The sequence below is a fragment of the Stutzerimonas xanthomarina DSM 18231 genome, from assembly GCF_900129835.1.
Taxonomy (GTDB): Bacteria; Pseudomonadota; Gammaproteobacteria; order Pseudomonadales; family Pseudomonadaceae; genus Stutzerimonas; species Stutzerimonas xanthomarina.
Genome location: NZ_FQXA01000006.1, coordinates 58,985 through 79,797, shown reverse-complemented (window position 1 = coordinate 79,797; position 20,813 = coordinate 58,985). Strand labels below are relative to the sequence as shown.

22 protein-coding genes are annotated in these 20,813 nt (G+C 62.3%); 18 read left to right on the top strand and 4 right to left on the bottom strand.

What is annotated here, in order from left to right:
* The first annotated feature begins 26 nt into the window (after positions 1-26).
* The 6 genes from BUE09_RS15675 (at position 27) to BUE09_RS15650 (ending at position 6,164) form a co-directional block, all read left to right on the top strand.
* Positions 27-794, top strand: coding sequence for an SDR family NAD(P)-dependent oxidoreductase (locus BUE09_RS15675; protein ID WP_073302196.1), 768 nt, complete (start codon positions 27-29; stop codon positions 792-794).
* A gap of 10 nt (positions 795-804) precedes the next feature.
* Complete coding sequence (locus BUE09_RS15670; protein WP_073302643.1) at positions 805-1,875, top strand: phosphotransferase; 1,071 nt, start codon at positions 805-807, stop codon at positions 1,873-1,875.
* Entirely contained in the window at positions 1,872-2,675 is an 804-nt protein-coding gene (gene surE, locus BUE09_RS15665) for a 5'/3'-nucleotidase SurE (RefSeq protein ID WP_073302194.1), read from the top strand. The genes BUE09_RS15670 and surE overlap by 4 nt, the downstream gene beginning before the upstream one ends.
* Positions 2,675-4,357 (top strand): long-chain fatty acid--CoA ligase, encoded by a 1,683-nt coding sequence (locus BUE09_RS15660; RefSeq protein WP_073302192.1) that lies wholly within the window; start codon positions 2,675-2,677, stop codon positions 4,355-4,357. The genes surE and BUE09_RS15660 overlap by 1 nt, the downstream gene beginning before the upstream one ends.
* Positions 4,358-4,420: 63 nt before the next feature.
* Positions 4,421-5,167: a class II aldolase/adducin family protein gene (locus tag BUE09_RS15655; RefSeq protein WP_073302190.1), complete on the top strand. Its 747-nt coding sequence runs from the start codon at positions 4,421-4,423 to the stop codon at positions 5,165-5,167.
* 67 nt (positions 5,168-5,234) lie between these two features.
* Positions 5,235-6,164 carry a 2-hydroxyacid dehydrogenase gene (locus tag BUE09_RS15650; protein WP_073302188.1) on the top strand — a complete coding sequence of 310 codons (930 nt, stop codon included), beginning with the start codon at positions 5,235-5,237 and terminating at the stop codon, positions 6,162-6,164.
* 238 nt (positions 6,165-6,402) lie between these two features.
* Here the strand turns inward: BUE09_RS15650 and BUE09_RS15645 are convergent, their stop codons facing one another.
* Positions 6,403-7,971, bottom strand: coding sequence for a class I adenylate-forming enzyme family protein (locus BUE09_RS15645; RefSeq protein WP_073302186.1), 1,569 nt, complete (start codon positions 7,969-7,971; stop codon positions 6,403-6,405).
* Between the two features lie 284 nt (positions 7,972-8,255).
* On the opposite strand from BUE09_RS15645, the gene BUE09_RS15640 reads away from it, so the two are divergent.
* A complete protein-coding gene (locus BUE09_RS15640) occupies positions 8,256-8,594 on the top strand; it encodes a PA3694 family proteiin (RefSeq protein ID WP_073302184.1) in 339 nt (112 codons plus the stop codon).
* A gap of 83 nt (positions 8,595-8,677) precedes the next feature.
* On the opposite strand, the gene lptF is transcribed toward BUE09_RS15640, so the two are convergent.
* From lptF to BUE09_RS15625, 3 genes are all read right to left on the bottom strand, one after another.
* A complete protein-coding gene (gene lptF, locus BUE09_RS15635) occupies positions 8,678-9,481 on the bottom strand; it encodes a lipotoxin F family OmpA-related lipoprotein LptF (protein WP_073302182.1) in 804 nt (267 codons plus the stop codon).
* A 44-nt stretch (positions 9,482-9,525) separates the two neighbouring features.
* The gene (locus BUE09_RS15630; protein WP_073302180.1) at positions 9,526-9,924 is read right to left on the bottom strand and encodes a DUF4398 domain-containing protein; all 399 of its coding nucleotides are present in this window, start codon (positions 9,922-9,924) and stop codon (positions 9,526-9,528) included.
* 253 nt (positions 9,925-10,177) lie between these two features.
* Entirely contained in the window at positions 10,178-10,519 is a 342-nt protein-coding gene (locus tag BUE09_RS15625) for a pilin assembly protein (protein WP_073302178.1), read from the bottom strand.
* Positions 10,520-10,719: 200 nt separating this feature from the next.
* Between BUE09_RS15625 and ppc the strand changes: the two genes are divergently transcribed.
* From ppc to BUE09_RS15570, 11 genes are all read left to right on the top strand, one after another.
* Positions 10,720-13,356: a phosphoenolpyruvate carboxylase gene (gene ppc / locus BUE09_RS15620; protein WP_073302176.1), complete on the top strand. Its 2,637-nt coding sequence runs from the start codon at positions 10,720-10,722 to the stop codon at positions 13,354-13,356.
* A 254-nt stretch (positions 13,357-13,610) separates the two neighbouring features.
* Positions 13,611-14,258: an adenylate kinase gene (adk, locus tag BUE09_RS15615; RefSeq protein WP_073302171.1), complete on the top strand. Its 648-nt coding sequence runs from the start codon at positions 13,611-13,613 to the stop codon at positions 14,256-14,258.
* A 145-nt stretch (positions 14,259-14,403) separates the two neighbouring features.
* Positions 14,404-15,081, top strand: coding sequence for a tRNA (adenosine(37)-N6)-threonylcarbamoyltransferase complex dimerization subunit type 1 TsaB (gene tsaB, locus BUE09_RS15610; protein WP_073302169.1), 678 nt, complete (start codon positions 14,404-14,406; stop codon positions 15,079-15,081).
* A gap of 58 nt (positions 15,082-15,139) precedes the next feature.
* On the top strand, positions 15,140-15,502 hold the full coding sequence (locus BUE09_RS15605; protein WP_231975534.1) for a hypothetical protein: 363 nt from the start codon (positions 15,140-15,142) through the stop codon (positions 15,500-15,502).
* Between the two features lie 161 nt (positions 15,503-15,663).
* Entirely contained in the window at positions 15,664-16,539 is an 876-nt protein-coding gene (locus BUE09_RS15600; RefSeq protein WP_073302166.1) for a DUF72 domain-containing protein, read from the top strand.
* 58 nt (positions 16,540-16,597) lie between these two features.
* Positions 16,598-17,290 carry an extensin-like domain-containing protein gene (locus tag BUE09_RS15595; protein ID WP_073302164.1) on the top strand — a complete coding sequence of 231 codons (693 nt, stop codon included), beginning with the start codon at positions 16,598-16,600 and terminating at the stop codon, positions 17,288-17,290.
* A gap of 58 nt (positions 17,291-17,348) precedes the next feature.
* Complete coding sequence (locus BUE09_RS15590) at positions 17,349-18,143, top strand: class I SAM-dependent methyltransferase (RefSeq protein WP_073302162.1); 795 nt, start codon at positions 17,349-17,351, stop codon at positions 18,141-18,143.
* A gap of 141 nt (positions 18,144-18,284) precedes the next feature.
* Positions 18,285-18,704: an HPF/RaiA family ribosome-associated protein gene (locus BUE09_RS15585; protein WP_019340992.1), complete on the top strand. Its 420-nt coding sequence runs from the start codon at positions 18,285-18,287 to the stop codon at positions 18,702-18,704.
* A gap of 279 nt (positions 18,705-18,983) precedes the next feature.
* Positions 18,984-19,244, top strand: coding sequence for a hypothetical protein (locus BUE09_RS15580; protein WP_073302160.1), 261 nt, complete (start codon positions 18,984-18,986; stop codon positions 19,242-19,244).
* A 186-nt stretch (positions 19,245-19,430) separates the two neighbouring features.
* On the top strand, positions 19,431-19,676 hold the full coding sequence (locus tag BUE09_RS15575) for a DUF2789 domain-containing protein (RefSeq protein ID WP_073302158.1): 246 nt from the start codon (positions 19,431-19,433) through the stop codon (positions 19,674-19,676).
* Positions 19,677-19,837: 161 nt separating this feature from the next.
* Positions 19,838-20,650, top strand: a complete 813-nt coding sequence (locus tag BUE09_RS15570; protein WP_073302155.1) for an inositol monophosphatase family protein — start codon at positions 19,838-19,840, stop codon at positions 20,648-20,650.
* Positions 20,651-20,813: the final 163 nt, after the last annotated feature.

Sequence of the window (20,813 nt, the reverse complement as noted above, 5' to 3'; positions counted from 1 at the left end):
AAACCCAAAAGAAGGATGCAGTCCTCATGACCAATCCCTTGTTCGATCTGTCCGGAAAAGTGGCGCTGATCACCGGTTCCAGCCGTGGTATTGGCCGCTCCATCGCCGAGGAGATGGCTCGGTGCGGCGCGCGGGTGGTCATCTCCAGCCGCAAGGCCGACACCTGCGAGGCCGTCGCTGCCGAGCTTAAAGCCGCGGGCCACGAGGCGATTGCGGTGCCGTGCCACGTTGGGCGCAAGGAAGACCTGCAGCGGTTGGTCGACACCACGCTGCAGACCTGGGGGCGTATCGACGTGCTGGTCTGCAACGCGGCCACCAACCCGGTCTATGGCCCCACCAGTGAGCTGACCGACGACGCCTGGGACAAGATCATGGACACCAACGTCAAGGGCACCTTCTGGCTGTCCAACATGGTGTTGCCGCAGATGGCCGAGCGTGGCGAGGGCGCGGTGATCATGCTCTCCAGCATCGCCGGGCTGCGCGGCAACACCGTGATTGGCACCTACGGCGTGTCCAAGGCGGCCGAAGCGGCACTGGCCCGCAACCTGGCGGTGGAGTGGGGGCCCAAGGGCATCCGCGTCAACGCCATCGCACCGGGGCTGGTGCGTACCGATTTCGCCAAGGCGCTGCTCGATGATCCAGAGCGGGTCCGCCGAGCGGCGGAAAAAACACCGCTGCGTCGTATCGGCGAGCCGGTGGACATTGCCGGCCTGGCTGTGTTCTTGGCCGCGCCCGCGAGCGCTTACATCACAGGGCAGGTCATCGTTGCCGATGGCGGCGAAACCGCATGCTGAGGGCTCGGCGATGAATGAACCCGAGTTGATCGACGTGCTTCCCGCGCATCGTTTCGATGAGGCGGCGCTGGCGCAATACCTTCGGCAGCAGCTGCCAGATTTAGGCTCCGAGCTAAAGGTTCGGCAGTTTCAGGGCGGTCAGTCCAACCCCACCTACCTTCTGGAAAGTGCTGGGCGGCGTTACGTCCTGCGCAAAAAGCCGCCGGGCAAAGTGCTGCCCTCGGCGCACATGGTCGAGCGTGAGTACAAGGTGATCCGGGCCCTGTCCGAGCACACCGCAGTTCCGGTGCCACGCGTCCATCTGCTATGCGAGGACGAAGCGATCATCGGCACCGCCTTTTATGTGATGGACCACGTTGAGGGGCGGATCTTCAGCCATCCGGCGCTGGAAGGGCTGGCCGTTGATGACCGCCACACGATCCATCTGGCCGCGGTCGATACCCTGGCCGAGTTGCACAAGGTTGATGTCGCCGCCGTCGGGCTTGGCGACTTCGGCAAGGCTCAAGGCTATTTCGCCCGTCAGGTGAAGCGCTGGTCCGGCCAGTATCAGGCGTCCCGCACCGGCGACATGCCGGCGATGGAAAATCTGATGCAGTGGCTGCCCGAGCAGGCGCCGGAGCGCGACGAGTGCGCCATCGCCCACGGAGACTACCGGCTCGGCAATCTGATCTTCGATCCGGCGGAGGCGAGGGTGGCGGCGATTCTGGATTGGGAATTGTCCACCGTCGGCCATCCGCTGGCGGACCTGGCCTACTTCTGCCTGCCGTATCACCTTCCGGCCGGCGTCGACGGTTTGCGTGGTCTGATCGGCATCGACCTGCAGGCGCAGGGCATCCCCTCCGAACAAGACGTGCTGGCCCGTTACTGTCAGCAAAGCGGGCGTGCCGAGGTCGCCGATTGGCATGTGTTCGTCGCATTCTCCCTGTTCCGGCTGGCGGCGATTCTTCAGGGTGTCTATGCACGTGCGTTGCAGGGCAACGCCAGCAACGCTGATGCCTTGCAGGTCGGCCAGCGTGCGGGCCTACTGGCCGAAGCCGGCTGGCGCATCGCCCAAGGTGGCGACAAGGGAGCATTGTCATGAGTGCGCCCTTGCTGCGCCGCGTACTGCTGACCAACGATGACGGCATTGCCGCGCCGGGACTGGCCTTGCTCGAGCGGATCGCCGCACAACTGGCGGAAGAAGTGTGGGTGGTGGCGCCCGAGCACGACCAGAGTGGCACCGGTCAGGGCATCTCGGTGCATTCACCGCTGCGGGTGTATCACCATGGCGAGCGACGCTTCGCCGTCTCCGGTACGCCGTCAGACTGTGTGATGTTTGCCATGGCCGAATGGCTGGAGGAAACGCCGCCCGACCTGGTGCTGTCCGGTATCAACAGCGGGGCGAATATCGGTGATTCGGTGCCTTATTCGGGAACGCTCGGTGCGGTGCTCAGTGCCGATCTGCTGGGCCTGCCCGCGATTGGCTTGAGCCAGGCTTTCCTCGATCGCACGGCCATCGATTGGTCCTGCGTCGAACGCTACGCCGCACCTACGATCAGGGCGCTCTGGGCGCGTCGCGAGGGCAGCGGTTGCTGCTGGAATGTGAACTTCCCGGCGTGCTCGGCCACTGCCGTGAGCCACGTGCGGATGACCCAGCAATCGCGGGGCTCAATTACGCGGCCGCGGTTGCAGGCAGGTCAGGACGGGCGGGGGCTTCCGTATTGGTGGCTCGGCTTTGAGCACTCCTCGGCCCACATCGTCGCGCCTGAAGCAGATGTCACGGCGTTGCGGGAGAAACGTATCGCCCTCACGCCTCTGCGCGACACCCGACGCTGGCTCGAGTGGGGCGAAGAACGGGCCATAGCCGAACTGGCCTCTCATAGCGATTCAGGAGTTCTGTAATGTTCACTCGTCATCATGCGGTCTGGCCTGAAGAGTTGCCCAAGCACCTGACGGTGCCGGAGACCAGCCTGTTCGTTAACCTGGAAATCGCCGCACGGCGCTTCCCGGACAAGACGGCCATCGTCTATTACGACACCCTGATCACATACACCGAGCTGTTGCGCGAGGTAGAGGCGCTCGCGGGCTACCTTCAGCACCTGGGCGTGGCCAAGGGCGATCGGGTGTTGTTGTACATGCAGAACTCACCGCAATTCACCATCGCCTACTACGCGATCCTGCGTGCGGACGCCGTGGTGATACCGGTCAACCCGATGAACCACAGCGCCGAGCTGGAACACTACCTGCACGACACCGGCGCTTCGGTATGCCTCTGCGGGCAGGAGCTGACGGGTTTCATTGCACCGCTGGTCGGCACTGCACAGCTGCGCCACGTGATCGTCGCGGCCTATTCGGAATATGTTCGGAAGCCCACCGATCTGGCGTTACCGGCCGAAGTGCAGGCTGCGCCGAGTACCCCGGATTTCGCAGGCGGTATCGCCTGGCGCGACACCCTCGATGCGGGTCATGCTCCAGGTCCGCATACGGCGGGTCCGGATGATCTCTGCGTATTCCCTTACAGCTCCGGTACGACTGGCGCGCCCAAAGGCTGCATGCACACCCATCGTTCGGCGATGGCCACCATTATTCATCGCGTGGTCTGGACCAACAGCACCAGCGAATCAGTGATTCTCGCAACGTTGCCCTACTTTCACGTCACCGGCATGCAGGGCGCCATGAGCGGGCCGATCTACAACGGCGGCACCGCGGTCATCATGACCCGCTGGGACCGTAAGGTGGCCGCTCAGCTCATCGAGCGTCACAACGTCACCGGTTGGGTAAACATCGCAACGATGGCCATCGATTTCCTCTCCGATCCGGACCTGGAACGCTACGACCTGTCCAGCCTGGTCAGCGTCGGTGGCGGCGGCGCCGCGATGCCCAAGGCCGTGGAGGAGAAACTGCATCGGCTCACCGGCCTGCGTTACATCGAAGGCTATGGGCTGTCCGAAACCATCGCGGCGACGCATATCAATCCGGTGCCACGGCCCAAGGCGCAGTGCCTCGGTATTCCGGTATTCGACGTCGACAGCCGTGTCATCGACCTGACTACCCAGCAGGAGCTGGGGCCCAACGAAGTGGGGGAGATCATCAGTCGCGGGCCGCAGCTGTTCCAGGGCTACTGGAACCGGCCGGAAGAGACCGAACGGGCCTTCATCGAACTCGACGGCCAGAGGTTTTTCCGCACCGGTGACATGGGCTACTACGATGAAGAGGGTTATTTCTTCCTCGTCGACCGGGTCAAGCGGATGATCAACGCCTCGGGCTTCAAGGTCTGGCCATCGGAGGTGGAAAGTTTGATGTACCGCCACCCGGCGATTCAGGAGTGCTGTGTCATTTCCTGCCCCGACCCCAAGCGCGGCGAGACGGTAAAGGCCTGCGTGGTGCTGCGTGACGGTCAGGCCGGACAGGTCAGCGAACAGGACATCATCGACTGGTGCAAGGCGGAAATGGCGGCCTACAAGGCGCCGGTGTATGTGGAGTTCGTCACCTCGCTGCCGCGCTCATCGACTGGCAAGCTGATGTGGCGGGCCCTGCAGGAAGAAGAAAATCGCAAGCACGTCGGCAATACGCAAGAGGCCTGATTACATCGGCCACTGCGGGCCATGCGCCCCCCGGCGCGCCTACCAAACCACTGGAGCAGAGCTATGCAAGAGTCAACCTCGACGAATCGCGAAGCCGAATGGCAGGTGCGCAAGGACCTCGCCGCGGCCTATCGGCTGGTGGCGCACTTCGGTTGGGACGATTTGGTGTTCACCCATCTGTCGGCGCGCGTGCCAGGGCCGGAACATCACTTTCTGATCAACCCCTACGGTTTGCTGTTTCAGGAAATTACCGCCTCATCCCTGGTGAAGGTCGATCAGGAGGGGCAGGTCGTTCAGAGCGGTAGCCTGCATCGGGTCAATCCGGCCGGCTTCACCATCCACAGTGCCGTGCACATGGGGCGGGAGGATGCCGGTGCGGTCATGCATCTTCATGCGGCTGATGGCGTGGCGGTTTCGGCGCATCGCGATGGCTTGTTGCCCCTGAGTCAGACGGCGATGCTCTGTCTCGACCACCTTTGCTATCACGAGTACGAAGGCGTCGCGCTGGATCTGAGCGAGCGCGAGCGGTTGATCCGCGACCTCGGCGACAAGCGGATGATGATGCTGCGCAACCACGGCGTGCTCACCGCCGGTAGCACGGTTGCCGAAGCCTTTACCTACCTGTATTTCCTGATGAAGGCCTGTGAGATTCAGGTGCGCGCCCAATCCTGTGGCCCGACTCATTTGCCATCCGCCGCCGCCATCGAGACCACGCGTCAGCAGTCCGCCGAACTGGGCAATGCCTCGAAGCTGACCTGGCCGGCCCTGTTGCGCCTGTTGGAAGCCAACGGCCACGTCTACGCCATCTAGCATCAGGCAAACGGTGCCGCTTGCCGCGCGGCCCGGCATTTTTCCCCGAGCAGAATACAGAGAGCTTATGAAGATCCTTTTCGTCGCCGCCGACCCCAAGCCCGAGCGCTGGACCAGCCTGATCCAGCAGCACCTGCCGGAGGCTGATATCCAGGTATGGCATCCGGACTTACCGAGCTGCGGCGCGGACTACGCCCTCGTCTGGCATCCGCCGGCCGCGCTGTTCGACAAAGAGCCGCAGCTCAAAGCGGTGTTCAACCTCGGCGCGGGCGTCGATGCGCTGGTGCAGGTGCCGAATCTGCCGCGCGACATTCCGGTGGTGCGGCTCGAGGATGCCGGCATGTCGGTGCAGATGGCCGAGTATGTTGCCTATCACGTGATCGGTATCAGCCGCGACATGGATGCATACCGCGAACAGCAGGCGGCGGGCCAATGGAAACTGCGCCGCCCCATCGAGCGCAGCGAATGGCCGGTGGGTGTACTCGGGCTGGGGCATATCGGCCAGCGTGTCGTGCGGACGCTCGCGGCATTGGATTATCCGGTCAATGGTTGGGCGCGGTCCGCACACAGCATCGATGGCGTGCACAGCTTTGCCGGCGCGGCTGGGCTTGACGAGTTCCTCGCTGAGACTCGGGTGCTGGTCAATACGCTGCCGTTGACCGACAGCACACGCGATCTGATCGACCATTCGATGCTGGCCAAGCTCCGGCCCGATGCCGTGGTGATCAACGTCGGGCGCGGCGAGCATCTAGTCGATGAAGATCTTTGCCGAGCCATCGAAGAAGGCAAGGTGACCCGCGCAGTGCTTGACGTGTTCCGGGAAGAACCGCTGCCGTCGTCGCATCCGTTCTGGCGGATGCCGCAGGTCACTATCACTCCGCATGTCTCGGCGCGAACCCTGCGCGAAGCGACCATTGCGCAGATTGCCGGGAAGATTGTCGCGCTGGAAAACGGCCAGGCCGTAAGCGGTGTGATTGATATTCAGCGCGGGTATTGAGGCTGACCCAGCCAGGGTTCAGGCTCTGGCGGATAGGTTGAGTTAAACAGCCGAAGGCGTGTTCCGACGTTCGAGAATGTTCGGTCGGTCGCGCCGTTGTTTCAACGAATGTGAACCGCGGCGCAAGCGCTGTCGGCAGTTCAAAGCTGCAGCCAGCTCTTCCTCTACTGATCGCGTGCCCGTTTTGGAGGGCGCGCTCGCAGCTGCTTTTCCGGCGCCATGGCGGGCGCCGGCTGAATCAGTCCACCGTCCCGTGCTCCGAGGTGAACCGATCCCGCAGCTCACGCTTGAGCACCTTGCCGATGGCGCTGCGTGGCAGCTCGTCCGTCAGTACCAGCCGGGCCAGGCGTTGCGTCTTGCCCACGCGGCTGTTGAACCAGTCTTGCAGTGTCTCGGGCGCCTCCGTCTGATTCTCTGACAGCACCACGAAAGCCACCGGCGTTTCGCCCCAGCGCGTTGAAGGCACACCGACCACCGCTACGTCGGCGATGGCCGGATGCTCGCGCAAGATCACCTCCAGATCGCTCGGGTAGAGGTTGAAGCCGCCGGAAATAATCATGTCCTTCTTGCGGTCGAGCAGCGTGAGAAAACCGTCCGCATCGAAGCGGCCAACGTCGCCGGTGCGGATGAAGCGCTTGCCGCTGGGATCGAACCATTCGGCTTCAGCGGTTTTCTCCGGCTTGTTCAGGTAACCGGTCATCATTGCCGGGGAGTGGCCGACGATCTCTCCAATCGAGCCGACAGGCAGTTCATGACCTTCGTCGTCTATCACCCGGATATCATGGCCTTCGGCCGGGCGGCCAACGGTGTGCAGCTTGTCGGGGTACTCGTGCCCGGCGAGGATGCAGGTGCCGCCGCCCTCGGTCATTCCGTAGGTGTCGACCAGCCCGCCGGGCCAGCGCGCCAGGACGTCGGCCTTCAGCGCTGCACTGAACGGCGCGCTGGTGCACATCTTGTAGCGGAAGCGGCTGAGGTCGTATTGCTCGAAATCGTCGCGTGCCATGAGCCGCTGGTATTGCACCGGCACCAGCATCGTATGGGTTACCGCGTGCTGCTGGGCTAGGCGCAGGTATTCGCCGGCGTCGAACTTGCTCATCAGTACCACCGTGCTGCCCAGCGCCAGTGTCGGCAGAAAGGCCACCAGCGTGGTGTTGGAATACAACGGTGTGGAGATCAGTGTCGTGGCGTTGTCGCCGTATCCATAGGCGGCACTGCGGCGCACATGGGCCCAACGCATGGCGTGCGACTGCACAATGCCTTTGGGCTCGCCGGTGGTACCGGAGGAATAGATGATGTTGAACGCCCAGCCCGGTTGGATCGCCACAGGCGCCGGCGCGGCATCGCTCAGCCACGCGGACAAGCCGTGCCGTGTCGCCTGATCGAGGCGCAGGGTTGGGCAGGGCAGGCGTGCTTCCACCGGCGCCAGATGCTGGGCGGCGTGGGTATCTAAAAACAACACGCGGGGTGCGGCGTCGGCGAGCATGGTCAACAGGCTTTCGGCGCTGGCGGAGGGAGCCAGGGGGGCTACGGCTACACCGGCGCGCAACGCGCCGAGAAACACGACAGCGTATTCAATTGAGTTGTAGGCGCATATCGCCAGTACGTCGCCGGGGTGCATGCCGTCGCGCTGCAATGCGGCTGCGACTCTGTCCATCAACGCGTCGAGTTCGGCGTAACTCAGGCGGCGCTCATCTTGCACCAATGCCGGATGGTCGGGTCGCTCGATGGCGCAGTGCGCAATGAGGTCCGGGACCGCAGCGAAGGCTCGGTCCAGATCGAGGGAGTCGGGGCGTTCGGAAAGATCCATGGCGGGCTCGCTCTAATGAGGGCAGAAAGGCGCATGCATGCAACGGCACGCAGGACAGCGGAGCAGTCGCACAACCTTCGGCGGTTGGCGCATGCGCGGGAAGCGCTATTTGTCTCGGCAATGGTGGGCAATCACCTGTAGGCACGATTGCTGGCAATTCCATTGCAAGTCAGCGCTGTCGGACACGCCTTCCCCTGATTGTTTGGTGTCGGGCCGCAAGCGGGTTTCGCCTTGAGCCCGCTATTTTTGCGACAATGCGGGTTCTTTGATCAGGCCAATACGTCATGTCCGAACGCAACCCCATTCCGCTGATTCTCACCGCCATCGGCAGCGTCATCGGCACCGTTGCGGTGCTGTCCTACTATGGTTACGTGCACATCGCCAAGCCGGAGGATGCGCTTTTGCTGGCCGACTATACGATGCTCAAGACCATTCCCGGCGAGGACTACCGGGTCTCGCTGAAGCCTGCACCACAAGTCGCACAGTGCATTGATGGTGTGATAGTGCTCTTCGATACCGAGCAGAAGGGCCTGACTGGCGTGCTGGTTGACAATCGCAAGCGAGCGATCCGCTGTACGGGCCAGCAGGTGCCGGCCGAGAGCGCTCCGGCGACCAGGCCATAACCTCGCGCCGTTCTAAGGTTTGAACACAAAAAAGCCCGCCATCAGGGCGGGCTTCGGTGTCACCGGGGCGGTTCGAGACGCCGTTACTGCATTGAGGAGCGCGGTGCCACGCGCTGGTTATCGTTGGAGATCGTCACCTCGACGCGACGGTTCATTGCCCGGCTGGCCGGCGTGTTATTGCTGGCGACCGGATACTGCTCGCCGTAACCGACGGTCTGCATGCGCTGGGAATCGACGCCGGCATGGATAAGTGCACGGTACACGGCCTCTGCACGACGCTCCGACAGCTGCTGGTTGTAGGAATCGGAACCGGTGCTGTCGGTATAGCCTTCGATCACGAGCTTGCGGTCGGGATTTTCCTGGAGGAAGTCAGCAAGCTTTTGCACGTCGCGCATGCCGGCTGGCTTGAGGTCGGCCTTGTCCAGATCGAACAGGACGTCGCCAAAGGTCACCAGTGTGCCGCGCTCGGTCTGCTTGGCCTGCAGATCCTGCTGCAACTGGCGGATTTCTTCTTGCTGACGCTTGAGCATCTCTTCGCGCGATTCAAGGCGGGCCTTGGCGCGTAGTGTCGAGGCTTCGTCGATCTGCTCTTCGGCCTTGCGCAGCGCGATGGTTTGCTCAGCAAGATCAATCCGGCGGTTGGCCAGGTACGCGAGCTGGTCGACACGTTCTTCATCGGCGTCGTTCAGGTAGGCGTCGTTGGCCTTGTCGAGCTGCTTGCTCGCATCCTCGACTTCCAGCGCGGCGTACTTCTGCGAAAGCGGGTTGCTCTGCAGGGCCGAAAACTCGGTGCGTGCGGTTTCAAGCGTCTGATTCGGCTGCGACGAGCAGGCGGCGAGGCCGATGCTCATGGCAATCGCTGTGGGGATGGCTACTAGCTTATGCATGTCGATTCATCCTCTGCTAAAAGAGAGTGCGGAAGGGAAGAGGGTTACTGCTGCAGGCCACGCATGCTTTCTTCGCGCAACTCCTGGACCCCTTTCTGAGCGTCCTCAACGGCCTTCTGGGCCTTGGCCGCTTGTGCCTTGCGCTCTGCAACCCGAGCGTCCCACTCGGCCTGCTGGGCGAGTCGACGGGCTTCCTCATAGTTTTCTTTCTGCATGGCGAGTTCGGCTTGCTTCCACTTCTCCTGAGCGGCACGCATGTCTACGGGCGCGTACTGGGTGGCGCCAGCGCTCACCGCGCTACGAACGGCCGATTCGGTTACAGCGAACTGCTCGTTTGGTGGATTGCCGGCACAACCAACCAGCAACAGGCCCCCAAGTGCAACGGCTGCCAGCTTGGGTAGCTGGAATCGCGAAAGGGGGCTTTCGATGGTGTTCATTTTCATGGCCAGTCTCCAGTGGGATATCGGACGGGATATCGAGAACAGTGCCCGTTAGGCTGTGCTTTGAACGCGTCAGGAGCGGTCAGCAATTAAAACGGGCATGTTTTTGTGAGGCCGGCTGGGCGTAATCGTTCCAGTAAAAACAACCCCAACCACTAGAAAAGGGCTGCCTAGAGCCATTTGGCAGGCGTGAGGGGGCGATGACACGCCACCTCGGTACGCCTATTCGAGGTTGGTCCCAACGTTCAAAAATCGATCAGGCTTGCTCACCGCGTTCGGCAAGCAAACGCTCAAGATGCTTGCGCGAGAGGGCCAGAAAGCGCGGCGTTGGTCCAATGTCTTCATAGATCGGGTCGCCTTGCTCGTCTGTCGAAATCACCTTGGAACCTTGCTCGTAGGGGAGGCTGGTCTCGATCCCTTCTAGGGCCGCGCCGACCAACTCACCCAGCAGCTCCTCGGTGCTGCGCTTCGGATACATTTCGGCGAGGGCAGCCAGTCTTGCCGCGCTTTCGACATCCAACGGAATGGTGTACTGGTCGGCGCTCATGCGGCCCTTGGCACTGCTTTCCCATTCCCGGACCAGTTCTGAAATCTTCATCTAGCTCCATCCTTAGCTCGCTTGGCGAGCGGTATTGGCGGGTATTACGAGCCAGCATCTCCAAGGCTTGTTCTGCTACGCCTTGTCATCGTCGTGGACGCTGTGCACTCTGTTTGGACGGTTCATACAGCGTAGCCGTTCAGCATTGCTGGCATTGGATTGCGAGCTGGCGATGCGGCGGCCTGTAAAGAGAGGCGGACATGGCGAAGATCGACGCGCGTTTGCGCGAAAACGTTCATCTGCTCGGCGAGCTGCTGGGCAATGCAATTCGTGAGCAGCATGGCGATGCCTTCTTCGACAAGATCGAGCGCATCCGCAAGGGTGCCAAGGGCGCGCGCCGTGGCTCGGCTGAGGGCGCCCAGCTGTTGCAGGAAACGCTCGATGGCCTGGGCGATGACGAGCTCCTGCCAATGACGCGCGCCTTTAGCCAGTTTCTCAACCTGGCCAATATCGCCGAGCAATATCACCAGGTGCGCAGGCGTCGGCCCGACGAACCGGCTCCGTTCGAGGCGGGCGCCTTGGGTGGCCTGCTCGAACGCTTGAAGAGCGAAGGCTTCGGCCAGGAGTTTCTGGCGCGTCAGGTCGGTCGCCTGGACATCGAGCTGGTGCTGACCGCGCATCCCACCGAAGTATCGCGCCGTACCCTGATCCAGAAATACGACGCCATTGCCGCTCAGTTGGCGGCGCGGGACCACACGGACCTCGGTCAGGAAGAACTGGCCAAGATCGAGCTGCGCCTGCAGCGGCTTGTTGCCGAGGCCTGGCACACCGAAGAGATTCGTCGCAGCCGGCCGACGCCGGTAGAAGAGGCGAAGTGGGGCTTTGCCGTGATCGAGAATTCGCTGTGGCAAGCGCTTCCGAACGTGCTGCGGCAGGCCGATCAAGCGCTCAAACGCAGCACCGGCCTACACCTGCCGTTAGATGTCGCGCCGATACGCTTCGCGTCATGGATGGGCGGTGATCGTGACGGCAACCCCAATGTGACAGCGAAAGTGACCCGGGAAGTCTTGCTGCTGGCACGCTGGGTCGCGGCAGACTTGTTCCTGCGCGATATCGAGGGCCTGATCACCGCCTTGTCGATGCAGACCGCCAGCGCTGAACTGCTCAGCCGCAGCGGGCAGTCGGCTGAACCTTATCGAGCCTTGCTGAAAACGTTGCGCGAACGCCTGCAAGCCACGCGCGACTGGGCCAGTGTTTCGCTCGAGAATGCCCAGCCAGCACCGCCCGACGTGTTACTGGACAACCGCGATCTGTGCGAACCGCTGGAGCTCTGTTACCACTCGCTGCATGCCTGTGGCATGGGCATGATTGCCGACGGCGACCTGCTCGACACCTTGCGCCGATCCGCTGCGTTCGGCCTATTTCTGGTGCGCCTGGACGTTCGCCAGGACGCGTCCCGGCATGTCGCGGCGCTGGCGGAGATTACCGATTATCTGGGTATCGGCCACTACGATCAGTGGGACGAGCAGCAGCGTCTGGATTTTCTGCAATCCGAGCTGAACAACCGTCGGCCATTGTTACCGCCGAACTTTCAACCCTCGGCCGAAACGGCCGAGGTGCTCGATACCTGTCGCGTAGTGGCGCAAGCGCCGGGTGCGTCGCTCGGCTCCTATGTCATCTCCATGGCCAGGGGCGCATCGGATGTGCTGGCGGTACAGCTGTTGCTCAAGGAAGCCGGGCTGCAACGCCCGATGCGTGTCGTGCCGCTGTTCGAGACGCTGGCCGACCTCGAAAATGCGGGTCCGAGCATCGACAAGCTGCTCGGGTTGCCTGGCTATCGGCAGCGGCTGCACGGCCCGCAAGAAGTGATGATCGGCTATTCGGATTCTGCCAAGGATGCTGGTACCACCGCCGCGGCTTGGGCCCAATACCGTGCGCAGGAAAGCCTGGTGGAGATCTGCGGCGCGCACCAGGTCGAATTGCTGTTATTCCATGGCCGTGGCGGCACGGTTGGGCGTGGCGGCGGACCGGCGCACGCAGCCATTCTTTCGCAGCCACCCGGGTCGGTGGCGGGGCGTTTCCGTACCACCGAGCAAGGGGAGATGATCCGTTTCAAGTTCGGCCTGCCGGATATCGCCGAGCAGAATCTCAGCCTGTATCTGGCTGCCGTACTCGAAGCGACCTTGCTGCCGCCGCCCATGCCCGAGCCGGACTGGCGTGAATCCATGGAACAGCTGGCGTCAGACGGCGTGTCGGCCTACCGCAGCGTGGTCCGCGACCATCCGCAGTTCGTCGAGTATTTCCGCCAGGCGACACCGGAACAGGAGCTCGGACGTCTGCCGCTGGGCAGCCGCCCATCGAAGCGCCGCGAAGGCGGTGTCGAAAGCCTGCGCGCGATTCCCTGGATATTTGCCTGGACCCAGACGCGGCTGATGCTGCCCGCCTGGCTGGGCTGGGAACAGGCCCTACGCGGCGCGCTGGAGCGAGGCGAAGGTGAACGGCTCAAGGCGATGCGTGAGCACTGGCCGTTTTTCAGCACCCGCATCGACATGCTCGAGATGGTTCTGGCCAAGGCCGACGCGGAGATCGCCGAGCGCTACGACACGCGCTTGGTCAGCGCAGAGCTGCAGCCGTTAGGCTGTGATCTGCGTGACAGATTGTCGCAGGCGGTTGCGGCGGTGCTCGAGTTGACCGGGCAGTCAATGCTGCTGGCGCACAACCCTACCAGCCTTGAAGCGTTCAGCCTGCGCAATACCTATCTCGATCCGCTGCATCTGATGCAGACCGAACTGCTGGCACGTTCACGGCAACAGCAAAGCCCGGCGGAAAGCCCTCTGGAGCAAGCCTTGCTGGTCAGCGTTGCGGGAATTGCCGCTGGTCTGCGCAACACCGGCTAATCCTTACGGCCATGCTCATGACGCGTCTGGCAACCGCCGTCATGGGCAGCTGGTGGCAATTTATCGTCACCTCACGCTGCCTGGTGTCGGCTTGCCAAGACGCCATGGGCCCCGCTTGTCTGCATTCTGTGCGCTGTGTATCGTGTTCAACCTTTTGTCGCATGGCGGCAAACCAGATTTTTTGATTCGCCAGAGGTGAGGGTGCGTTGCATCGATCCTGGCGGCATCCCTTCGCAAACTTGAGGACTCACTCCATGCGCATCATTCTGCTGGGAGCGCCGGGTGCCGGGAAAGGCACACAGGCCCGCTTCATCACCGAGAAGTTCGCCGTCCCGCAAATCTCCACGGGCGACATGTTGCGTGCAGCGGTCAAGGCCGGCACGCCGCTGGGCCTGCAGGTCAAGGACGTGATGGACAGTGGTGGTCTGGTTTCCGACGAGATCATCATCGCGCTGATTCAGGAGCGTCTGCAGCAGCCCGATTGCGCCAACGGTTTCCTTTTCGATGGCTTCCCGCGCACCATTCCACAGGCCGAAGCGCTGCGTGATGCCGGCGTCAAGCTGGATCACGTACTGGAAATCGCGGTGGACGATGAAGAGATTGTCGGTCGCCTGTCCGGCCGCCGCGTGCATCCGGCTTCAGGTCGTGTCTATCACACCGAACACAACCCGCCAAAGGTCGCTGGCGTCGATGACCTGACAGGTGAAGACCTGATTCAGCGCAAGGACGATCTGGAAGAAACCATCCGCCATCGCCTGAGCCTCTATCATTCCCAGACCAAACCGCTGGTCGCGTTCTACCAGAACCTCGAAGCGGCTGAAGGCACGCCGAAGTGCAGCCGCGTCGAAGGCGTCGGCTCCGTGGAAGAGATCACTTCGAAGGTGATGGCGGCGCTCAGCTGATATTGTCTGGCTTCACGAAACGGCCCGCTTGCGGGCCGTTTTCGTTTCCTGCTCATCTGCAGAGCGGCGGGGGCAGTTCGTATTCAATCGGCGCGAGCGCAACTGCTACAATCGCCGCCCTTTTTGCTGCTGACCGGAATATCTGATGACCACGCTGCTGGCCCTGGATACCGCCACCGAAGCCTGCTCCGTCGCGCTGCTGCATGACGGTCAGGTGCTGAGCCATTACGAGGTGATTCCGCGGCTGCACGCCCAGCGTCTTCTACCCATGATCCAGACGCTGCTGAGCGAGGCGGGCGTCGCGCTGTCGGCAGTAGACGCCCTGGCATTCGGCCGTGGTCCCGGTGCTTTTACCGGAGTGCGTATTGCTGTTGGTGTGGTGCAGGGGTTGGCATTCGCGCTGGAGCGCCCGGTGCTGCCAGTCTCGACCCTGGCAACCATCGCCCAGCGCGCTTACCGCGAACAGGGTGCGGAGCAGGTCGCGGCGGCGATCGACGCCCGCATGAACGAGGTCTACTGGGGTTGCTATCGGGCGCAGCAGGGTGAAATGCAGCTGGCCGGCAGCGAGGCGGTGTTGCCACCGGAACAGGTCAGCCTGCCCCGCGGAAGCGAAGGGCAATGGTTCGGTGCGGGTACGGGCTGGGGTTATGGCGCGCGTCTCGCCGTTCAGCCCTCCGCGAGCGACGCTACCTTGCTACCGCATGCTTTGGATCTGCTTGCGTTGGCCGGCTTTGCTTGGCAGCGTGGGGAAGCGGTGGAGGCCGATCAGGCCCAGCCGATCTACCTGCGTGACAATGTCGCCACGCCCAAGGCCCCTCGGTGACAAGCGGCATTGCCAATTGCGTGTCGGCTCGCTAGAGTCGGCGAACTTGAACAGGTGAATGATGCGCCTTAACGGTCTCGCCCCCTCTGCCTATCCCATTGAACGTCCTGCCCACCCAGGCAGTGCGCCGGTCCCTTATCGTGAAAGCGAAAGGGCTGCGGAGCAGGCACGCGAGTCCATCGTCACGCCGGCCAGCCAAGCCGATTCCACCTACGAACACCTCGCCCGACGCAATAAAAGCGAGTCGACTGACTACGGTTCGGTGATATCCGGCGACTTCATGCCGGCGCGCTTTGAAGCCATGATGGAGCGACCGCTTACCAGCCGCGCCACCCAGGCGTTGCAGAGCTACGGCACTACCGCCAGCTTCACGGCTGACCTGGACGCCCATGAAGTGCTAGGTCTGGATCTCTATGCCTGAGGCGTAGCAGGCTGTTGAAAAACTACCTGCGTTGCCATTGCTGCGTTAAAAACAGGCTCAAAATGCTCATTTACAACTCGTAAACTCCGCTTTTTCGCCTGTTTTTGCCTTGCACTGGCTGCCTCGCCAACGTTTTTCAACGGCCTGCTAGTGAACCGCGATTGAATCTTCCCTATTTTCTCGGCTGTCCCTCCTGGAACGATGCCGCCTGGCGTGGCTCGCTCTACCCGCCGGGTTTGCCCGCCAGTGAATACCTTGCGCGCTATTGCTCGGTGTTCAACACGGTCGAGGGCAACACCACGCTTTACGCCTGGCCTTCGGTGCAGAAGATCCAGCGCTGGGCGACGGTGATGCCGGAAGGCTTCCGCTTCTGCGCCAAGCTGCCTCGCGAGATCAGTCAGGCGCCGGATCTCCGCGACGTATTGGACCTGGTGCTGTCTTTTCGATCCCTGTTGGCCCCGCTTGGCGCGCGGGTGACGCCGTTCTGGTTGCAGCTGCCTGCATCGTTCGGTCCGGCACGTCTCGACGAGCTGGCGCAACTGATCGAGACGCTGGATCGACCGCTTGCCGTGGAGGTGCGGCATGCCGCGTTCTTTGCCAAGGGCGAGGACGAGCGGGCGCTGAACCGGATGCTGCGTGAACGAGGCGTCGAGCGGATCTGCATGGATACGCGCGCGCTGTTCAGCTGCCAATCCAGCGATCCGGCGCTGCGGCATGCCCAAAGCAAGAAGCCCCGGCTGCCGGTGCGGCCGGCGGCATTCAGCGAGTCTCCGCAGCTCCGCTTCGTCGGGCACCCGGCATTGGAAGCAAACGATCGCTTCATGACGCCTTGGCTAGGCAAGGTCGCGGACTGGATCGAAGCAGGGAAGCGCCCACACGTCTACTTGCATACCCCAGACAATCGCCTGGCGCCCGAGCTGGCCATGCGCTTCCATGACTTGCTCAGCGAGCGGCTACCCGGCTTGCCACCGCTGACCGCGCCGCCCATGCAAACCGAGTCGCAGCTCTCCCTGCTCGATGCAACTGGGGAGCGCTGACGGCACAGACGGCTAGTCGGCGCTGCAACCTTCAAGTCGCGGCGCTGCCGAAACGTCTATGACATTTGGCCGTTTATTCCTCTTGCTGCTCGTCGCTCTGGCTGGGTTCGCCTACGCCGTCTGGCGTGGGCATGTCGATGTTCCGGCGAAGTGGAACCCCTGGGCGCCATTGGATATCCGCGAGGCACCGAACCTGCTGACCTCGTTCAAACTGCAGCGCTTGCAGCAGGATCGTGCATTGTGCGAGCAGGCGTTGAGGACCTCTGTCTTAAATTATGTGGCTGTGCCTGACAGCACGCCGCAGCCTGGCTGCCCGGTTGAAAATGCCGTACGTATCAGTGGCTCGGGCGTGCAATTCAGTGGCGCCTTTCTGGCCACCTGCCCTCTGGCCGCAGCTTATGCGATGTTCGAACGGCATGGCCTGCAGCCTGCGGCACAGCGGATATTCGGTCAGCCGGTCGCGCGAATCGATCATTTCGGCAGCTTTGCCTGCCGCAATATTGCGCGAAGCAACAGGCGCAGTCAGCACGCTTCGGCCAACGCGCTGGATCTGGCTGGCTTTCGCCTGAAGGACGGCACGCGGATCACCGTTGCGCGTGACTGGAAAGGTGATGACGATAAGGCGCGCTTTCTCCGTGAGGTCAAGGCTGCCGCCTGTGACGCCTTCAAGATCACCCTGAGCCCCGAGTACAACGCGGCTCATCACGATCATTTTCATGTGGATATGGGCGGTTTCGGCATGTGCCGCTGAGGCAGCCCGGCGTCTCCTCTGGCAGAATGCGGCGTTTTTCCGACCCCCGAGTTTTCCTATGGCCGCCTCATCTCCGTTGGTTCGCGTCGAAGCCCTCGCTCCTCGATTCGCCGAGCAGGCTGACGTCTGGGCGAAGCGGCTGGGCTTGCCGATGCAAGCGGACGACGCGGAGTTTGCCCTTCAACTGGGGGAGGACGGCCTGCAGCTGCAGCTGCTCGGGCCAAGTGCGCCAGGGCCGGTGCGGGTGGATTTCGTCGAAGGCGGCGCAGCGCATCGTCGTCAGTTCGGCGGCGGTAGCGGACAGATGATCGCCAAGGCAGTTGGCATCCAGCCCGGTATCCGACCGCGCATCCTCGACGCCACGGCTGGCCTGGGGCGGGATGCTTTCGTGCTGGCGACGTTGGGCTGCGAGATGGTGCTGTTCGAACGTCAGCCATTGATTGCCGCACTGCTGGAGGATGGTCTGCGGCGTGGTAGTGAGGATGCCGAGGTGCGCGCTATCGTCGAGCGCATGCGTTTACAGCAGGGCAACGCCATCGAGCTGATGCATCAGTGGCAGAGTGAGCCGCCGCAGGTCATCTATCTAGATCCTATGTTTCCGCACCGGGGAAAAAGCGCACTGGTGAAAAAGGAAATGCGCCTGTTCCGGCCGTTTGTGGGTGATGATCTGGATGCCGGCGCCTTGCTCGAACAGGCGCTGGTGCTGGCCAGCCACCGAGTAGTGGTAAAACGACCACGCAAGGCGCCGACCATTGACGGTGCTACGCCGGGCTACAGCCTTGAGGGCAAGTCCAGCCGTTACGACATCTACCCGAAGAAGAAGCTGACCGCCGCCAGCCAATCAGCCTCGTGATGTTCCCGTCGCACCAGTGGTGTTCACCCCAGGCGATACGCGACTTTCTTGGCCTTGCTTATTCTGCGCATTAGTGGCATTCCTAGATCAGGCCGTTTGTGGCTGAACGGTGGTTACCCGATCGCGTAGAAGGAAGAGCATATGCAGATCCAAGTTCATAGCGATAACCACATCGAAGGCAGCGCCCGTCTCGTAGACTGGGTCAGTGGCAGTGTTGCCGACAAGCTGGATCGATTCGACGACGAAGTCACCCGCGTCGTGGTGCACCTGAACGACGAGAACGGCGTCAAGGCCGGCGCGCAGGACAAGCGCTGCCAGATCGAGGCACGGCCCAAAGGGCTGCAACCAGTGTCCGTCACGCACAAGGCGGCGTCGCTGGAGCTGGCAGTCGATGGCGCCATCGACAAGCTCAACAATGCGCTGAACCATCAGTTCGGCAAGCTGCGCAGCAAGCGCGCCTTAGCCCCGACACCTCTCGAAGGTGAGACCCTCGAAGTCGAAGGCCGCGACGCCTTGCTGGAAGAGGATTTTCTGGCTGACGAGCAACTGCGCAGCTCTTGATACCTAGCGACCTCTCGCCACAGGCAGGCGTCGCCCCGCGACGCCTGCCTCCTCGCTACAACCTGCCGTAACCCGCCATCTCGTAGCGCCCATCGACCCGATGACCGGGCCTGTGAACGTTCGTGCCTGTGCTATACCCAATCGAGGAACTGCAATCGACGCCGGGTCATTGCGCGCTCGGGTTTTTGCGGCATTTTAACGGACGATCAAAGGGGGATCATTGGCACGTGGGCGAGCTCCAGCGGGCAACCCGTGCCACCAGCAGGTGAGGTGACACCCATGACCATGATGCAGTGCGAATACCGTGATTACGTCATTACCGCAGCGGTAGTGGAGCACCCAGGCACGCCGACTCCCTGGGCTGGCGGATGCCGTATCAGCAATCCCCAGGGGCAGACAACCCGACGTATGGCGCTGCCGGTTGGACACGCCTTCATGGCAGAACTCGAACAGGCACAGCGGGCATCCATCGCCCATGGCAAGTGGCTGGTCGACCAATGTCTCGATCAGGGACGGCAGCTGTTCGACAAGGCAGCCTAACCCTTTGCAACCCGCCGCAAGCCAATGGCTGCAGCGGGTTTTTTGTTTCCGATTGATACCCACGATGCCTCGGGATTGTCCTGTGCCTGCTTCCGGTTGAACTGTGCAGCGCACCACCGTCTCTATCTAGAGAGGATCGTCAACCTGGCGGTCCAGACTTTCTGCATAGCCTGACGGAGCCCGTTCATGGAATTACCCAACAAAGACCTCGGCACACTTTTCGAACAACTCGGCCTGCCGTCCGACCCTGCCAGCATCGATGCATTCATCGCCAGCCACCGTCCGATCCCCAATCATATGAAAGTCTCCGAAGCGCCGTTCTGGAGCGAAGCCCAGGGTTCGTTTCTAAAGGAGCAGCTGATGGATGATGCCGAATGGGCGCCAGTGGTTGATGAGCTCAACGTGCGCCTGCACGAGCAGGGCGAAGAGTAACCGTGAGTTGAACTGGCGGTTCCGCCTGGCCAGTAACGCCAGGTGGACCACGCCATGGCTCGCCAGACGACGAAGGTGCAACGTCCGGTATGCCCGTCGTCATCGATTCTCTAGAATCTGCGTTCCCGCGCGGCACTGCGCATCCGCTTCACAGGACGGTCATGACTTCCGAGCAATTCCTCGATATCGACGCGCGCTATGCCAGCGCCAAAGCCCTTGCCCTTGAGGCCGCGCAGCTGGGCATGGACTTCTACCGCAAGCGTGAAGCACTGACCATCGAACACAAGGGCGACGATCTGCAGGATGTGGTCAGCATTGCCGACAAGCAGATCGAAGCCTTTATCCGTGAGCGGCTGACTCAGCTCTTCCCTGAGGACGGTTTTCTCGGGGAAGAAAGTGGCTCGGCTGATCTGGGCGCCCGCTGCGTCTGGGTCATCGACCCGATCGATGGCACTGCCTGCTTCGTCAACGGCCTGCACAACTGGTGCGTTTCGATCGGCCTGCTGATTGACGGTGAGCCGCATCTTGGCGCGATTGCCGACCCCAACCACAATGAGCTGTTCAACGGCTGTTTAGGCAAAGGTGCGTTCGTCAACGACACGCCGTTGAAGGTCAGCGCGGCGACACACGTCGGACAAGGCGTGACCGCCACGGGCACCTTCCATTCTCGCGGGAAGGAACACTTCATACCGTTCATGGAAAAGCTGCTGGCTGAAGGCGGGATGTTCTTCCGCAACGGCTCAGGCGCACTGATGACCGCCTACGTGGCCGCGGGACGGCTGCTCGGCTATTACGAAACCGAACTGAAGAGCTGGGACTGCATGGCGGGGCTGGTGCTGGTGAAAGAGGCGGGCGGACAGGTCAATGACTTCTTCCGAAATGATGGGTTGCTGCTCGGCAATCCGTATCTTGTCGCCTGCCCGGGCGTGTATCCACAGCTGGCGGAGATGATCGGGCCGTCGCTGGACGATTGAGCGCTGGCGTTAGCTGATCTCGGCTAAGCAGCGTAATGAATTCAGGAGCTGCATAAACGCCGGTAATACGCGGCGCCTTAGGCGGTTCGCGAGCAAGCTCGCTCCTACTGGGTGTATGCACCAATTTTTGAAGGAGCCAGCTTGCTTGCGAACCGGACCTACC

Excerpts from the sequence above, each read along its gene's own strand:
- BUE09_RS15655 (WP_073302190.1), top strand. The coding sequence starts at position 4,421 with ATGCAAGAGTCAACCTCGACGAATCGCGAAGCCGAATGGCAGGTGCGC.
- BUE09_RS15660 (WP_073302192.1), top strand. The coding sequence starts at position 2,675 with ATGTTCACTCGTCATCATGCGGTCTGGCCTGAAGAGTTGCCCAAGCAC.
- ppc (WP_073302176.1), top strand. The coding sequence starts at position 10,720 with ATGGCGAAGATCGACGCGCGTTTGCGCGAAAACGTTCATCTGCTCGGC.
- surE (WP_073302194.1), top strand. The coding sequence starts at position 1,872 with ATGAGTGCGCCCTTGCTGCGCCGCGTACTGCTGACCAACGATGACGGC.
- BUE09_RS15580 (WP_073302160.1), top strand. The coding sequence starts at position 18,984 with ATGACCATGATGCAGTGCGAATACCGTGATTACGTCATTACCGCAGCG.
- BUE09_RS15590 (WP_073302162.1), top strand. The coding sequence starts at position 17,349 with ATGGCCGCCTCATCTCCGTTGGTTCGCGTCGAAGCCCTCGCTCCTCGA.
- BUE09_RS15675 (WP_073302196.1), top strand. The coding sequence starts at position 27 with ATGACCAATCCCTTGTTCGATCTGTCCGGAAAAGTGGCGCTGATCACC.
- BUE09_RS15670 (WP_073302643.1), top strand. The coding sequence starts at position 805 with ATGAATGAACCCGAGTTGATCGACGTGCTTCCCGCGCATCGTTTCGAT.
- BUE09_RS15570 (WP_073302155.1), top strand. The coding sequence starts at position 19,838 with ATGACTTCCGAGCAATTCCTCGATATCGACGCGCGCTATGCCAGCGCC.
- BUE09_RS15645 (WP_073302186.1), bottom strand. The coding sequence starts at position 7,971 with ATGGATCTTTCCGAACGCCCCGACTCCCTCGATCTGGACCGAGCCTTC.
- BUE09_RS15585 (WP_019340992.1), top strand. The coding sequence starts at position 18,285 with ATGCAGATCCAAGTTCATAGCGATAACCACATCGAAGGCAGCGCCCGT.
- BUE09_RS15630 (WP_073302180.1), bottom strand. The coding sequence starts at position 9,924 with ATGAAAATGAACACCATCGAAAGCCCCCTTTCGCGATTCCAGCTACCC.
- adk (WP_073302171.1), top strand. The coding sequence starts at position 13,611 with ATGCGCATCATTCTGCTGGGAGCGCCGGGTGCCGGGAAAGGCACACAG.
- BUE09_RS15625 (WP_073302178.1), bottom strand. The coding sequence starts at position 10,519 with ATGAAGATTTCAGAACTGGTCCGGGAATGGGAAAGCAGTGCCAAGGGC.
- tsaB (WP_073302169.1), top strand. The coding sequence starts at position 14,404 with ATGACCACGCTGCTGGCCCTGGATACCGCCACCGAAGCCTGCTCCGTC.
- BUE09_RS15650 (WP_073302188.1), top strand. The coding sequence starts at position 5,235 with ATGAAGATCCTTTTCGTCGCCGCCGACCCCAAGCCCGAGCGCTGGACC.
- lptF (WP_073302182.1), bottom strand. The coding sequence starts at position 9,481 with ATGCATAAGCTAGTAGCCATCCCCACAGCGATTGCCATGAGCATCGGC.
- BUE09_RS15640 (WP_073302184.1), top strand. The coding sequence starts at position 8,256 with ATGTCCGAACGCAACCCCATTCCGCTGATTCTCACCGCCATCGGCAGC.
- BUE09_RS15575 (WP_073302158.1), top strand. The coding sequence starts at position 19,431 with ATGGAATTACCCAACAAAGACCTCGGCACACTTTTCGAACAACTCGGC.
- BUE09_RS15605 (WP_231975534.1), top strand. The coding sequence starts at position 15,140 with ATGATGCGCCTTAACGGTCTCGCCCCCTCTGCCTATCCCATTGAACGT.
- BUE09_RS15595 (WP_073302164.1), top strand. The coding sequence starts at position 16,598 with ATGACATTTGGCCGTTTATTCCTCTTGCTGCTCGTCGCTCTGGCTGGG.